This is a genomic window from Mesorhizobium monacense, assembly GCF_056781675.1.
Genome location: NZ_CM165567.1, coordinates 639,321 through 652,540, shown reverse-complemented (window position 1 = coordinate 652,540; position 13,220 = coordinate 639,321). Strand labels below are relative to the sequence as shown.

12 protein-coding genes and 1 tRNA gene are annotated in these 13,220 nt (G+C 60.1%); 5 read left to right on the top strand and 8 right to left on the bottom strand.

Translation table 11 applies throughout. The annotated features are described in order from the left end of the window. The first annotated feature begins 252 nt into the window (after nucleotides 1-252). Nucleotides 253-1,443, top strand: a complete 1,191-nt coding sequence (gene mnmA, locus AC1RUK_RS03035; protein ID WP_481836828.1) for a tRNA 2-thiouridine(34) synthase MnmA — start codon at nucleotides 253-255, stop codon at nucleotides 1,441-1,443. A 39-nt stretch (nucleotides 1,444-1,482) separates the two neighbouring features. Here the strand turns inward: mnmA and AC1RUK_RS03030 are convergent, their stop codons facing one another. After that, the gene (locus tag AC1RUK_RS03030; protein ID WP_481836829.1) at nucleotides 1,483-2,448 is read right to left on the bottom strand and encodes a Gfo/Idh/MocA family protein; all 966 of its coding nucleotides are present in this window, start codon (nucleotides 2,446-2,448) and stop codon (nucleotides 1,483-1,485) included. Between the two features lie 237 nt (nucleotides 2,449-2,685). On the opposite strand from AC1RUK_RS03030, the gene AC1RUK_RS03025 reads away from it, so the two are divergent. Continuing rightward, nucleotides 2,686-2,762, top strand: a tRNA-Met gene (locus AC1RUK_RS03025). A 444-nt stretch (nucleotides 2,763-3,206) separates the two neighbouring features. Here the strand turns inward: AC1RUK_RS03025 and AC1RUK_RS03020 are convergent. From AC1RUK_RS03020 to AC1RUK_RS03005, 4 genes are all read right to left on the bottom strand, one after another. Then, the gene (locus AC1RUK_RS03020) at nucleotides 3,207-3,551 is read right to left on the bottom strand and encodes a glycosyltransferase (protein WP_481839593.1); all 345 of its coding nucleotides are present in this window, start codon (nucleotides 3,549-3,551) and stop codon (nucleotides 3,207-3,209) included. Between the two features lie 185 nt (nucleotides 3,552-3,736). Continuing rightward, nucleotides 3,737-3,985, bottom strand: a complete 249-nt coding sequence (locus AC1RUK_RS03015) for a hypothetical protein (protein WP_481840179.1) — start codon at nucleotides 3,983-3,985, stop codon at nucleotides 3,737-3,739. Nucleotides 3,986-4,060: 75 nt separating this feature from the next. Then, nucleotides 4,061-5,143, bottom strand: a complete 1,083-nt coding sequence (locus AC1RUK_RS03010; RefSeq protein WP_481836831.1) for an AI-2E family transporter — start codon at nucleotides 5,141-5,143, stop codon at nucleotides 4,061-4,063. Between the two features lie 133 nt (nucleotides 5,144-5,276). Further along, a complete protein-coding gene (locus AC1RUK_RS03005; protein WP_481836832.1) occupies nucleotides 5,277-6,101 on the bottom strand; it encodes an LssY C-terminal domain-containing protein in 825 nt (274 codons plus the stop codon). 549 nt (nucleotides 6,102-6,650) lie between these two features. On the opposite strand from AC1RUK_RS03005, the gene AC1RUK_RS03000 reads away from it, so the two are divergent. Next, a complete protein-coding gene (locus AC1RUK_RS03000) occupies nucleotides 6,651-6,884 on the top strand; it encodes a hypothetical protein (RefSeq protein WP_481836833.1) in 234 nt (77 codons plus the stop codon). A gap of 87 nt (nucleotides 6,885-6,971) precedes the next feature. Here the strand turns inward: AC1RUK_RS03000 and AC1RUK_RS02995 are convergent, their stop codons facing one another. The 3 genes from AC1RUK_RS02995 to AC1RUK_RS02985 form a co-directional block, all read right to left on the bottom strand. Then, nucleotides 6,972-7,307 carry a response regulator transcription factor gene (locus tag AC1RUK_RS02995; RefSeq protein WP_481839594.1) on the bottom strand — a complete coding sequence of 112 codons (336 nt, stop codon included), beginning with the start codon at nucleotides 7,305-7,307 and terminating at the stop codon, nucleotides 6,972-6,974. Nucleotides 7,308-7,436: 129 nt separating this feature from the next. Next, complete coding sequence (locus tag AC1RUK_RS02990) at nucleotides 7,437-8,099, bottom strand: response regulator transcription factor (RefSeq protein ID WP_481836834.1); 663 nt, start codon at nucleotides 8,097-8,099, stop codon at nucleotides 7,437-7,439. Further along, a complete protein-coding gene (locus AC1RUK_RS02985; protein WP_481836835.1) occupies nucleotides 8,096-9,973 on the bottom strand; it encodes a sensor histidine kinase in 1,878 nt (625 codons plus the stop codon). The genes AC1RUK_RS02990 and AC1RUK_RS02985 overlap by 4 nt, the downstream gene beginning before the upstream one ends. 470 nt (nucleotides 9,974-10,443) lie before the next feature. Here AC1RUK_RS02985 and AC1RUK_RS02980 point away from each other — a divergent pair, with 470 nt between their 5' ends. Together AC1RUK_RS02980 and AC1RUK_RS02975 are read left to right on the top strand one after the other, a co-directional pair. Next, a complete protein-coding gene (locus tag AC1RUK_RS02980) occupies nucleotides 10,444-12,036 on the top strand; it encodes an arylsulfatase (protein WP_481839595.1) in 1,593 nt (530 codons plus the stop codon). A gap of 123 nt (nucleotides 12,037-12,159) precedes the next feature. Next, nucleotides 12,160-13,185 carry an HAD family hydrolase gene (locus AC1RUK_RS02975; RefSeq protein ID WP_436172131.1) on the top strand — a complete coding sequence of 342 codons (1,026 nt, stop codon included), beginning with the start codon at nucleotides 12,160-12,162 and terminating at the stop codon, nucleotides 13,183-13,185. Nucleotides 13,186-13,220 lie beyond the last annotated feature (35 nt).

The window sequence follows — 13,220 nt, the reverse complement described above, 5'->3', positions numbered from 1 at the left end:
TCTACAAAAAACTCAAAGACCCAATCCCCGCCACAGTACCGCCACAGCTTTAAAAATTGCCTAAGCGAACCCTAATAGCTAGGTAAGGATCATGAACGCCGCGTTAGTCTTTTCGTCGGCATTTGAGATATCGGCCACCAGACACTGAATTCGCTGGCAAAAATCGCCCGGGCGCGAGATGCTGGCGCCGCGCAGGTGCTTGACCTATATTCCGGTCATTGGCATTCAGGCGCCACGCAGAACGAAAGAACCATGAACAGCCTCGACCTTCCAGGACGCCCCGAAACCACCCGAGTCGTCGTCGCCATGTCGGGCGGCGTCGATTCATCGGTCGTTGCCGGCCTGTTGAAACGCGAGGGCTATGACGTCGTCGGCGTCACGCTGCAGCTCTACGACCATGGCGCGGCAACGCACCGCGCCGGTTCCTGCTGCGCCGGCCAGGACATCGACGATGCCCGCCGCGTCTCCGAGACGCTCGGCATTCCGCACTACGTGCTCGACTACGAGGAGCGCTTCCGCAAGGCGGTCATCGACCCCTTCGCCGACTCTTATGTCGCCGGCGAGACTCCGATCCCTTGCGTGTCGTGCAATCAGACGGTGAAGTTCGCCGACCTTTTGGCGACCGCCAAGGAGCTTGGCGCCGACGCGCTGGCCACCGGCCACTACATCCGCTCCGGCGCCAATGGCGCGCACCGCGCGCTGTACCGGCCGGTCGACGCCGATCGCGACCAGAGCTATTTCCTGTTCGCCACCACGCAGGCGCAGATCGACTATCTGCGCTTTCCGCTCGGCGGGCTTTCCAAGCCCGAGGTTCGCGCCATTGCCGAGGAGATGGGGCTGACGGTCGCCGCCAAGCAGGACAGCCAGGACATCTGCTTCGTGCCGCAGGGCAAATATTCCGACATCATCGCCAAGCTGAAGCCGGCCGCCGCCAATCCGGGCGACATCGTCCATATAGACGGCCGTGTGCTCGGCCGCCATGAAGGCATCTTGCGCTACACCATTGGCCAGCGCCGCGGCATCGGCATCGCCTCGGGCGAGCCGCTCTATGTCGTGCATCTCGACGCCGGCCGGGCGCGCGTCGTCGTCGGTCCGCGCGAGGCGCTGGAGACGCACAAGATCTATCTGCGCAACATGAACTGGCTGGGCGATGGGCCGCTGTCCGACGTTCCCGCCGGCGGCCTCGAGCTGTTCGCCAAGGTCCGCTCGACGCGCCCGCCGCGCCCGGCCGTGCTGCATCACCGCGACGGCGTGACCTCGGTCGAGCTGGTCGACGGCGAATCGGGCATCGCGCCCGGACAGGCCTGCGTGCTCTATTCCGACGACGGCAACGAAGCCCGCGTGTTCGGCGGCGGCTTCATCGAGCGCTCCGAGCGCGGCGCCGAGGCCGAGGCCATGCTGAGCCGGCTTGCCGCCCGCCCGGCACATATCCCCGCCGAGTAGAGACGCCGCCGCAACTTCCTCTACGAAGAAGACTGGCTGTCAGGAAGCGGACCCGGAGTGGGTCACGGTGCCCGCCGTCAGGATGCGCAGAACCCTGATCGCTTCCTCGCCGCTGGTGCGCGGTTCGGCCCGCGTTTCGATGCACTGGATGAAATGCGCCAGCTCGCGCGTCAGCGGCATGCCTTCGCCGACCGCCACATAGGACGGCTCGTTGGCGGTGAAGGCCCACTGGCCGCTGTCCTGCCATACCGCGTGGCGGTAGACGGCAAGCTTGCGCTCCCATGGCTCGACATCGTCGAACACCGCCATCGCCTTGGTGCCGACCACGGTCAGCCGCCGCTCGCGATAGGGATTGAGCCGCGAGGCGAAGAGATGGCCGCGCAGACCGTTGGGAAAGCGCATGTGCAGATGCGCGAAGTCGCTGAGATTGTCGAGCAGTGCCGCCCCCTCGCCCCTGACCTCGATCGGTTCGGTGCCGGTGATCGCCAGGATCATCGACAGATCGTGTGGCGCCAGATCCCATAGCGCGTCGTTCTCGGTGTGGAACTTGCCGAGCCCGAGCCGGTGCGAGTGGATGTAGCGGACTTCACCGAGCTCGCCTTTGTCGATCAGCGCCTTCAGCGTCTCGAAGGCCGGGTGGAAACGCAGCACATGGCCGACCATGAAGACGCGGCCATTGTCCTTCGCCGCCTGCACCGCGCGCTCGGCATCGGTCACCGTCAGCGCGATCGGCTTTTCCACCAGCACGTCCTTGCCGCCCTCGACGGCACGCACTGCCATGTCGGCGTGGAACTGCGGCGGCAACGCCATGACGATGGCGTCGATGTCGTCGCGAACGAACAATTGCTCCGGCTCGATCGCCAGGCAATCCTGCTCGCTGGCAAAGCCTTCCGCGCGGGCGCGGTTGTCGTCCGAAACCGCGTGCAAGGCGCCAAGCGCCTTAAGGGTGCGGATGTGGTTGCTGCCCCAGTATCCGCAACCGAGGACTGCAATGCGCGGCTTCATTGTTTTCAAACTCTAAAAATCGTGGCCGAGACATAGCGACGTGCCCGGTCGAACTCAACCCCGCACCCCTTTTCGATTGCCTGCCAGGCAAAGCTTTTCGATGGCGAGATTATGCCGGCACGCAGGCTGCTTCGAAGCTTGACAGGCTTGCCCTCCCAACCTTATATCCGCGCGACCTTGGTGAACGCCTCGACATGCCTTGCGATTTAAGGTGGATTTCGGGCCTTTCGCCGCCCTGGCGGGGTAGCTCAGTTGGTTAGAGCACGGGAATCATAATCCTGGGGTCGGGGGTTCAAGTCCCTCTCCCGCTACCAAATTTCTCCAAATTAAATCAGTCGCTTAGGTCCCATCGAATGCACCTGGGCGGCCGATTTCATGTCGCACCATGTTGCAAGTGGCTACCGTTGATTTCCAAGGGTTTCCTGCGACTATCGGCAGGTCCACGCGACATGGATGCGACATGAAACACTTGCAAAAGTCCGACCGCCCTCTCACGGCGGGAACAGGGGTTCGATTCCCCTTGGGCGTACCAAACATTTCAATTGTTTAGCAGGTTTGCCGAACTTTTCGTCCCGATAAGAGACCGGAAAAGCAACTGCCACCTCGTCCAGAATCAACAGTGGGCCCGCCTTACCGTACCGCTGCCGTCTCGCCTTTAATCCGGCGATGTCCGTGTAGGGCTGCGGGATCGTTGGCCCATGCGTAACCAGAATGCCAACCTTGTTTAAACTCAGCCCTTCGACTCGCAGACGAAAACGCTAGTCCAGGATTGCGAGCACGGCCTCGGTGAAATCCTCGGCAGCGCGCCTCCACGTCAGGATGGGCCGCAGCGCTGTGCGCAGCGTTTCTGCACGCCGAAACGCCTCTTCGCGATGCAAAATGGCCTTGGTCACCTTCTCCGCCCATTCGAGCACGATCAGTGCCGGGTCGTCCCCTATAACTCGGGCTATACAGGCGTCTCGCACGCCCGGCTCAACAATCCCGTCGTTGATGGCTTTCAAAAGGTATTCCGCCAAGCCACTCTCGAACGAAAGCACCACAGGCACGCCGGCTGCGATCGCTTCGAAGGCGCTAAGGCCGAATCCCTCACTCAGTGATGGCATGACCACCAAGGAGCAGGATTGGATGTCGCGGTGTACTTCGCCAGGATCATCGGTGTAGGCTTAAGTTCCAACGATGACACAATCGTCCGCCCCGAGCTCGGGGAACGCTGGTATTTGCAGCGAAACCGAAGCGCGCTCTGCCGCTGGCAAAAATCGAGGGTGTAGGCTGCCGGACCTCCTTGGCCTCACTCGTCTTTCCATATCACTCTTCGCTCCCATCTGATCTCGATCAGGCGCCGAAAGCGAATGGTTTCCAGTTCCTGCCCGACAGGATGGAATAGTTCGGCATTCATCGACTCCTTGCGCCCGCATTTCTCGCAGCGGACCTTTGCCCGCACCTGCTCGATGGTGACGTTGCCGATGACCTCCCGAAGCTCCAGTGGTTTATAGAAGCGCTTGATGTTGCAGTGGCCGCAGCAGCGGATGCGTGCCACCTGCCCGGCATTGTGGGCATGCATCAACGGAGTGCCGATACGCCTTGCGGCACGTCAGGGTCCAGTGCCGGCCTTTCATCGGCCCGGACCAGGCAGCCCATCAGAGGCGTGGTGACCCGAGCCTGCTAGAGACTGCCGCCTCGCGAACCGCAGGATCACGCCCAACGATGCCGCGATCGGTATCGCCAACAACAATCCGATGAAGCCGAACAGCCATCCAAAGGCGAACAGCGCAAACATCATCCAGACTGGGTTGAGGTTGACGCGACGACCGATGACCCGCGGCGACAGCACATAATCGGCAAGCACTTCTCCGACGATGAAGATTCCCCCGACGACAGCGACAGGTACCCAATTCGGCCAAAACTGGTCCATAGCAACGCACACCGAAACCAAGATACCGGTGGCGGCCCCGAGATAGGGAACAAAACTGATGAGACCTGCGGCGACGCCGATCAAAATGGCATGGTTGAGCCCAGTCACCTTCAGGGCTGTCGCATAAAGTGCGGCGAGAATGAAACAGATGAGGAGCTGCCCGCGCACAAAGCCAGCGACCGTACCGTGGATCTCGCGCCCAAGCGCCCGAATATCGTCGCGGTGCGCCGGGGGAAGCCAGCCATCGATCGTCGCAATCATTCGTTGCCAGTCAATTGCGAGATAGATGGCGATGATCGGCGTGACGAGAAGCAGTGAAAGAAGGGAGAACAAGGCCCGCCCGCCCGACCATAACGAGCGAAAGAAGTCATTGAGCCAGGCGCTGCCCATCGTCCTCGCGACATCGGCGGAGGATTGCTCGATATGAAGCTCGTGGCCCATGACACTGTGCAGCCAAGGGCCGCTTGCATCGGTAATGAGCGACTGGAGTCGCGTGACGTAGCGCGGAAATTCCTCAACAAAAAATCTGACCTCGCCAATGATGGCCGGGAGCATCACCAGGAGAAAGGCGACAAAACCCGCAACCAGCGGCAGGAACACGGCCAGAGCTGCGAACGAACGACCAATCCCGAACTGTTCCAACCTGTCGACCGCCGGTACGAGCAGATAGGCGAGCAATGCACCGACGACGAACGGCAGCAGGATTTGGCGCAACAGCACCAGCGAAACCAAGGAGACCACAGAGACCACAATCCAGAACGTGGCTGGCTGCGCAATTCTCATCGAGTTTCTCCGCTCGTTCGGTTTTCGAGCTCAACTGCCGGCTTCGCAGCCCCCCGATCCCAGCGCACTGATTCTCGAACCCAAGGGAGAGCGGCGATGGTGCGAGGATAGTCTTCCGATCGCGGATCCTTGTTCATTTTTCTGTCAAGCTGGCGAACGCGATCTCACCATCGGTAACGTAATGATTGACCTGTCCGGTCTGCAAACGTGAACCACATTGGTGCAACGCGACATCCCCGATCACTTGCTTTGCTCTCAACTCACCGACTATGTGGTCGCGCTCGGCATTCGTATCCGAATCGGTAGCATGTGTAACTTGGAAGGTCAGCCAAGTTAGAGAAAATCCAGTATCCCTGGTGCCCGCCCCAACCCATAGTACGCGCTGGTCGGCCGACGGTTTATCCGTGTTGAACCAGAAGCTCGCTGCGCTCATGTCGTCCTCGGAATGGTCGAGGCTGAGGGCCCAGAAACGGATGTGATGGCGCTTGCGCGGGCTGTTATCGATGGGCTCCTGGAAACCTATGTCCTGCCGCCGCCCAAAGAGATAGAGAGTGCTGAAAGGTGCGGTGGGATAGGCTGAATTCAGCAGAAACGCTCGTATCATGCGCCACGAGCTTGCCATCCCCAAACGGTCGGCCGTGGACCACCCCGCTGTTGCAAAGGCATCGCTGAGTTGTTGAAGCGTGCCGATGAGGACGAGATTTACAGGATCGCCGGGCAGACCATCTCCGGTGATCGTGTATCTAGGGATGAGTCTGCGATGAAGAACCTTCAGGCCCATTCGGACCACGTTTGGCAGAATAACATAGGCGGCCAAGCCGTACGTAAGACTTACCGCCAGGACCCATGGAAGTCTGTGGTCCGCAGTATCGAAAACAACGAAGACTATCAGCCAAACGCTAACTACGCCCAGAAAGAAAACCAGAATCCTCTGGAAAAGGCGCGTCAGCAATCTCAAAATACTCTCTCCAGTCTAGCGCCGGATGACCTGGCCATCCCCGCGCGATCCTCGTCCTTCATCGCTAAGGGCGCCATTGCCGCCGGCTCGTCGAGCGCCGAACCTGCGCTTCTGCCGCCGGCAGGTGCGGCGCCGGCCGGGCGTGAGCGACCTTCCCACCTTTGCCTCGGCGCCCATAGGGACCGGCCATGTCGACAATTGTCGCTCCGGTAATTAGTGTTATCGAGAAAAACTGACGGCGCTATTGTCCTTAGGGGAACCGAGGAAGACCTCCCGGAGTTCCGTGGGCTGTGGTCGCGCGACGATTGGCAGCAACTGATCGACCCCGCGAGAGCCGCTAGATGCGCTCACCTCAGCATCCCAATCAAGTAACCAATTTGGCAAGGCCTCCCTCCCCTAGTCGTCCCAGATGATGTAAGCTTTCGGCAACCGTTGGAAGGGCGTTTGAAGATGAGACCGGCACTCACTGGATTGTTTGCGTTGGGGGTACTCCTCGTTCCCTCGGGTGCGGAAGCGGCGCTGCAGATCCGGTGTAGTTGGGAAGGCAGGATGCCCGTCGCCATCACCGTCGAAGATGACAATACCCCCTTCGGTTATCCACGTTATTTTGGTGGCAGTTACTTTGGTGGCGGCAGCTACTACGACATAGTCGCTACGAGATCGGGCGTCTGGCTATTGCTTGACGAGCCGAAACCCGTGTTAAGCATCCAAATGATATGGCCCGATCCCCCCATTACCGTGGTGTTGGACGCCTCCTTTGACGGTGGTCGCTGTTGGAGGTGACCTTGCTTGCCAGAACGAGCAGGTCGCGCCAACTGAGGACATCCAAGCCGGATTGCCACAAGGTCCAACAAGAACACCTTCCGCCGTTCAATCGGTTGGCGAACCTCCCAGTGCCCTGTTGACAGCGCCGATCAACAAGGCGGCCGGAAACGGTTTGCGCAGATAGGCGACACAACCCGCCTGGGCGACCTGCAGTTCGAGTGCTTCATCATCAACGGCAGTGATGAAGACAACCGGGAGCCTGGAACCGGAGCTTTTCAAACGGTGCCGCAGCTCGATGCCCGACATGCCGCCAAGATGGATGTCGAGCACAATGCAGCCAATCTGGTTCGCGGTGTCACGGTGGAGAAAGGCCTCGGCCGACGAATATCCGTCCGTAGCGAAACCATGTGCGTTTAGTAGGCGCTCGACGCTCCTCCGCATGCTCGGATCGTCTTCCACGACTGCCACGGTGCGTGGGGGACATTCCAATTTGTGCCTTTCCTCAGTCACCGCAATTGCGCACTCCAATCGCCCCGATCCTAGGGCCAAGACACGACCGCGCATATTGTCCTATGGGGAAGCGACACTCTTTTGCTGGCGCATTGGCTGTACCGCCGAATCAACAGATCCTAATCTCTCGGCGATCGAAACCGCCTCGGCCAGCGAACGCACTCCAAGCTTCTCCATGATGCTGTGGCGGTGTGCCTTGACGGTTCTCTCCGACGTGCTGAGTTCGTAGGCGATCTGCTTGTTGAGCTTGCCGCGAACGATCAGGCCGAAAACCTGGGACTCACGCGCCGTGAGGCTCGCAACGAGCACCTGGAGTGCATGAATACGATCGTGCTCCGTGCGTCGTTTCTGACATAGAAGCAGCGCCCGTTCGATGGCTTCCAGCAATGCCTCGCGGGAGGCAGGCTTCTCCAGGAAATCCTCGGCGCCAGCCTTCATCGCTCGAACGGTAGCCCCGATATTGCCGTGACCAGTGAGGAATACGATCGGCAGCAGTGGCACCTTTTCCGCGAGACGGTCCTGCAGTTCCGCTCCGCTTAGACCAGGCATCTGCAGGTCGAGGAGGATGCATCCGGGTTCGGAGCTTGGCAGATGTGCCAGAATTTCGTCGCCCGACCCATAAGAGGCGACCCGAAAACCGGAAGCCTCCAACAACCGCCCAACCGCGGTACGAAAGCGCTTGTCATCATCGACGATGTGAATGATCGGTCTCACTGGGCTCATGCACGTTGCGCCAGTGGCAAAACGAAGCGAAACACAGCGCCGCCTTCGGGGCGATTGTCGGCCCATATCTTGCCGCCATAGGTTTCGACTATGGCGCGCGCGATGGACAGGCCAAGCCCGGTGCCGGCCGGCTTGGTTGTGTAGAACGCGGCGAAAACATTGCCGAGCTGATCAATCGGGATGCCGTGCCCGGTATCGGAAACCGACACCTCGACCTTCGATTCCTCTGTCAAAATCGTCTGAAACATCAGCTTGCGCTCCGGCGCCGCCGCATCGTGCATGGCGTCCATCGCATTGGTTGCGAGGTTGAGTATGACCTGTTGGACGTGCACTTTGTCGGCCCGGATGGGCAATCTCTGTGCCGGTTTACCGGCACTGACCACGATGCTCCTTTTTTCGGCTTCAGCGTGCAGGATGCTGATCGCACTGCCGACGACGTCGTTCAGGTCGAACTCCTGCCAGTCGATCTCGCTTCGCTTCTTCAGCAATCCTCGCAACCGGGCAATGATATCGCCGGCGCGCTGATCGTCGTCGCGGATGTCGATGAGAATCTGGTGGATGAGCCTTAGATCGGGTTTCTCGCTGCGCAGCATCATCTCAGCGGCTGCTGCGTTGATGCGGATGGCGCCCAGAGGCTGGTTCAGTTCATGGGCGATCGATGCCGACAACGCGCCCGCGGTCGCGGATTGATTCATGTGCACCAGTTCGAGGAGACGCAAGCGAGATTCCCCCTGCGCGGCAAAGCGGCGACGACGCTCTATCAACAACCCGGCAATGATGATGGCCTGCAGCGCGACGACGGCGACCACGCCAAGGATCATAAGCCAATGTTCTTCCCACAGGGTCTTTTCCTTGAAGCTCAGGACGGTTCCGGGAGGAAGGGCGTTCTCGGACAACCCCCAGCGCTTCAGTTGTCTTGCGTCGGCGAAATAGGTCTGTGGCACGTCGACACTTGCGATCGGCTTTCCGGCAAGTGCATCGACCGTCAGGCCGGCCACGGCCAGCCCTAACGATTCAAAGGTGACAGCGTTGCCACCGACAACGCCGTGGTCGATGTAAGTGTCATAAGGACCGTAAATTGGGGCGCTGGCTGTGGCCGCTATCTGTTCGAGTGCTTCCCGCGGAATGAAGTTACGGCCAGTGCGATCCATTGCAACGGTCAGGACCAGAACAATGCTGTCTGCCGGGAAATGTGCGGCGCGTTCGACGAATTCATCGATCGTCAAATCTTCTAGATAGGTCGTTTCATAGTCCTTGGCGGGAACGGCAAGATCAGCACGGGCCGATGCGAGCCATGAACGGTCGAAGGTCGACGATCCCCCGATGATGAAAAGATGCCTTGCGTTCGGCTGGAGGCCTCGAGCCATTTCGAGTATTTTCGTGATGTCTAATTCGCTGAAAACCCCGACCACATCGCTGGGTAACTTCATTTTCGAAGCGCTGTCGTAACAGCAAAAGATTATCTTCGCCTCGGGGGCGATCCTGTCGCGATGGTTGACAATGAAGCTGGTCGCTGCCTCGCCGACAGCGATGATCACATCCGGGCGGTGATCCGAGTACTTCTCGGCGAGATATCGTGCCATGCGGTCGATGTGGGACTTCTCGGGGAATCTGGACAGATCGAGAAATTCCGAGAACAGATCGATCTTGCCTGCTGTCGCTTCCAGCAATCGATTTCTTGCTGTCTCTCCGACAATGACCGTCGCGGGAAGCCTTTCGTCGTAGGGATGGAGGATGAGCGCGCGCGGCGACCGGTTGACGATCTCCCCCAGCGCAACTGTCTCGCTCAGAAAGATCGCAAACAGAAAAACGAAAAAAACTAAGACCGTACTTTGGACGGGGCGGCGCGATCGAACCTTCAGATCGCGAACCATGCTGAACATCCCTTTGCATCCGAAAGCCGGGAACTACTAACAGATTAGCCAGACAGCGTCATCGGGGCAACGCTCGAGTACCACAAGTCCAGTTATAGAAAACCTCAAGATGATTACCGTTTCACGACGCCGGCAATTGCTGGCCGCATCGAGCCCTTCTGTGGGTCCGGTGCGCCATGCTCGTGCCGGGCAGAGAGCACTTCCCCAAAGGACAATATCGCCGAGGCCGGCCGATAGCTACCGTAACGTCAGGCCCGGGCGTCTTTTCGCAAGTCGCAACCGACACTCAGGCCTGGAGCCGTTCCAATTCGAACAGTTTTTCGAAGTCCTCCAGCAAACAGGAGCTGAAAATGAGTCGCAGGATCCTTCGTTACGGTATCGGGATGTTGACCGCTGCCGTCGGCCTTTGCGGCGCGCTTGCGCCGCCGGCACAGGCCCAGGAAGCGCAAAAGCCCAACATTCTGTTCATCATGGGCGATGATATCGGCTGGATGCAACCCAGCATCTATCATCAGGGCCTGATGGTCGGCGAAACGCCCAACATCGATCGAATCGGCCAGGAGGGTGCGAAATTCATGACCTACTACGCCGAGCAGAGCTGCACTGCCGGGCGTACCGCCTTCATCACCGGCATGCAGCCGGTGCGCGTCGGCATGGTCCTGCCGGAAATTCCCGGAAGCCCGTCCTACCTGCGGGCCGGCACGCCTCACCTCGCCAGGTTCCTGAATGATCTCGGCTACTCGACAGGTGAGTTCGGCAAGAACCATCTCGGCGATACCACCGAATCCCTGCCGACGGCACACGGCTTCCAGGAATTTTGGGGCTACCTCTATCACCTCGACGCCATGCAAGGGGTGAGCTTCCCCGACATCAACAAGTCGCCTACCGAGCAGGGGATCGCGCCCGCTTGCAAGAACACGCCGATTCCCGGCTTAGCGGAAGACCCGGCGGCCGTGGACCCGAAGACTACGACCTGCCTGACGCCACCGCGTCCGATGCTCGCGTGCACATCCTCCGACGGATCCCCGGCAAATCAATCCTGCAAGGACGCGGGTCCGCTGACGCTGGAGCGGTCAAAGACCATTGACGAGGAAATCTCTGCCAAGGTCGTCGACTTCCTCGACCGAAACGACCCGAAGAAGACCGATAAGCCGTTCTTCGTCTGGTACAACCCGGCGCGCATGCACATCACGACGGTGTTGCCTGACAAATATCTGAATATGATCGGCGAGCCCGGCGGCAAGGACTGGGGCATGAACGAAGCCGGCATGAAGCAGATGGACGACAACATCGGCGTCGTCCTGAAGAAGCTGGAAGACATGGGCCAGCTCGACAACACCATCGTCGTCTTCACCACCGACAACGGAGCCGAGACGATCACCTTCCCGGATGGCGGCACCACCCCGTTCAAGGGCGGCAAGCTCAGCACCTGGGAAGGCGGCATGCGTGCCCCCCTGGTCGTTCGCTGGCCGGGGCACATCGAGGCCGGCATCGTCAAGAACGACATGTTCTCGGCGCTCGACTGGCTGCCGACGCTCGTGAACATCGCAGGCGGCCCGAAGGGTGATGGATTGAAGAAGGAGATCGAAGCGGGCAAATATCCGAATGTCGTCAAGACCACTCTCGACGGCATCGATCAGCGCGACTTCCTGGAAGGGAAGTCGCCATCCGCGCGCGACACTTTCTTGTACTATTCCGGCAAGGAGCCGTCGGCGGTCCGCTACAAGAACTGGAAGATGTACTTCGCGATGGTTTCGGATGACCCAGCCGGGTTCATTAGCGGTGTAATGCCCTATGCCTGGACCCAGGTCGTCAACATCAAGCGTGATCCTTTCGAGACTTCCGTTGGGCAGCAGATCAAGACGCTCTTCGGTATGGGCGGCTCCATCGCGTCACCGTCCACCGCCTACGTCTATGACTGGAACATCCTGCCCATCGGACAGCAGTTGTGGCTGAAGCATCTCGAGACCTACATCGCCTTCCCGCCGCTCCAGGACCCTGCAAGCTACAATCTGGAGCAAGTGATGGCGCAGGTCCGGAGCATGAAGACAGGTCACGACTGACCGCCATCTGGCGTGCGATGCGGAGGTGGGCGGCCGGTATGGTCGCCCACCTCGGCGCGGCCATCTCCGTGGCCGCACCCCTATCCTGATGACACCACTTTTAACCGCGGGGAGGAGCGGACAATGACCAACATCTCACGACGGCTTCTGTTGAAGCTCTCGGCCATCTCGGTGCTCGCCGCACGGGCGGTGCCGGCCGCCGCGGCAAGCACCAGCAACACGGATCCACTCCCGTCGTGGAACGACAGCGCACCGAAGGCGGCCATCGTCGCCTTCGTCGAGAAGGTGAGCAAGCAAGACTCGCCGGACTTCGTGCCGGAGCCCGAACGCCTCGCGGTCTTCGATAATGACGGCACGCTGTGGGTCGAGCATCCCATGTACGTCCAGCTCGCCTTCGCGCTCGACCGCGTCAAGGCCGAGGCGTCGTCTCATCTCGAATGGAAGACGACCCAACCGTTCCAGGCGGTCCTTGAAGGCGACATGAAGACTCTCGCCGCGTCGGGCGAAAAAGGGCTCGTCGAGCTCATCATGGCGACCCATGCCGGTATGACCAGCGCACAGTTCCAGTCGATCGTTACAGACTGGATCGCCACCGCACGCGACCCACGGTTCAAACGCCCGTATACGCAACTCGTCTATCAGCCGATGCTCGAACTGCTCGCCTATCTTCGCGCCAACGGCTTCAAGACCTTCATCGCGTCCGGTGGCGGCATTGAGTTCATGCGCCCCTGGACGGAACAAGTCTACGGCGTCCCGCCGGAGCAGGTCATCGGCTCATCGATCAAGACGCGGTTCGAGATCAAGGACGGGGCACCGACCCTGTTTCGTCTGCCGGCGGTCAACTTCATCGACGACAAGGCCGGCAAGCCGGTCGGCATCAACGAATATATCGGCCGGCGCCCGATAGCCGCGTTCGGCAATTCCGACGGCGATCTTGAAATGCTGCAATGGACGACGCTAGCCAACGGAATGGACACCAAGCCCCGTTTCGGCCTCATCGTCCATCACACCGATGCGGAACGTGAATACGCCTACGATCGCGACACTGATTTCGGCCGCCTCGACCTCGCACTCGATGCCGCGGCGATCAACCAATGGACGGTGGTGAGCATGAAGACCGACTGGAAACAGATTTTTCCAGGGAAGTAGGACCACGGTTTCGTGGTTTCGATCAGGGTGAAAGC

Bases quoted from the DNA above. Each gene is read 5' to 3' on its own strand.
- AC1RUK_RS03030 (WP_481836829.1), bottom strand. From the start codon at position 2,448: ATGAAGCCGCGCATTGCAGTCCTCGGTTGCGGATACTGGGGCAGCAAC.
- AC1RUK_RS02990 (WP_481836834.1), bottom strand. From the start codon at position 8,099: ATGAGCCCAGTGAGACCGATCATTCACATCGTCGATGATGACAAGCGC.
- AC1RUK_RS02985 (WP_481836835.1), bottom strand. From the start codon at position 9,973: ATGGTTCGCGATCTGAAGGTTCGATCGCGCCGCCCCGTCCAAAGTACG.
- AC1RUK_RS02995 (WP_481839594.1), bottom strand. From the start codon at position 7,307: ATGCGGAGGAGCGTCGAGCGCCTACTAAACGCACATGGTTTCGCTACG.
- mnmA (WP_481836828.1), top strand. From the start codon at position 253: ATGAACAGCCTCGACCTTCCAGGACGCCCCGAAACCACCCGAGTCGTC.
- AC1RUK_RS03010 (WP_481836831.1), bottom strand. From the start codon at position 5,143: ATGAGAATTGCGCAGCCAGCCACGTTCTGGATTGTGGTCTCTGTGGTC.
- AC1RUK_RS03020 (WP_481839593.1), bottom strand. From the start codon at position 3,551: ATGCCATCACTGAGTGAGGGATTCGGCCTTAGCGCCTTCGAAGCGATC.
- AC1RUK_RS03000 (WP_481836833.1), top strand. From the start codon at position 6,651: ATGCCCGTCGCCATCACCGTCGAAGATGACAATACCCCCTTCGGTTAT.
- AC1RUK_RS02975 (WP_436172131.1), top strand. From the start codon at position 12,160: ATGACCAACATCTCACGACGGCTTCTGTTGAAGCTCTCGGCCATCTCG.
- AC1RUK_RS02980 (WP_481839595.1), top strand. From the start codon at position 10,444: ATGGGCGATGATATCGGCTGGATGCAACCCAGCATCTATCATCAGGGC.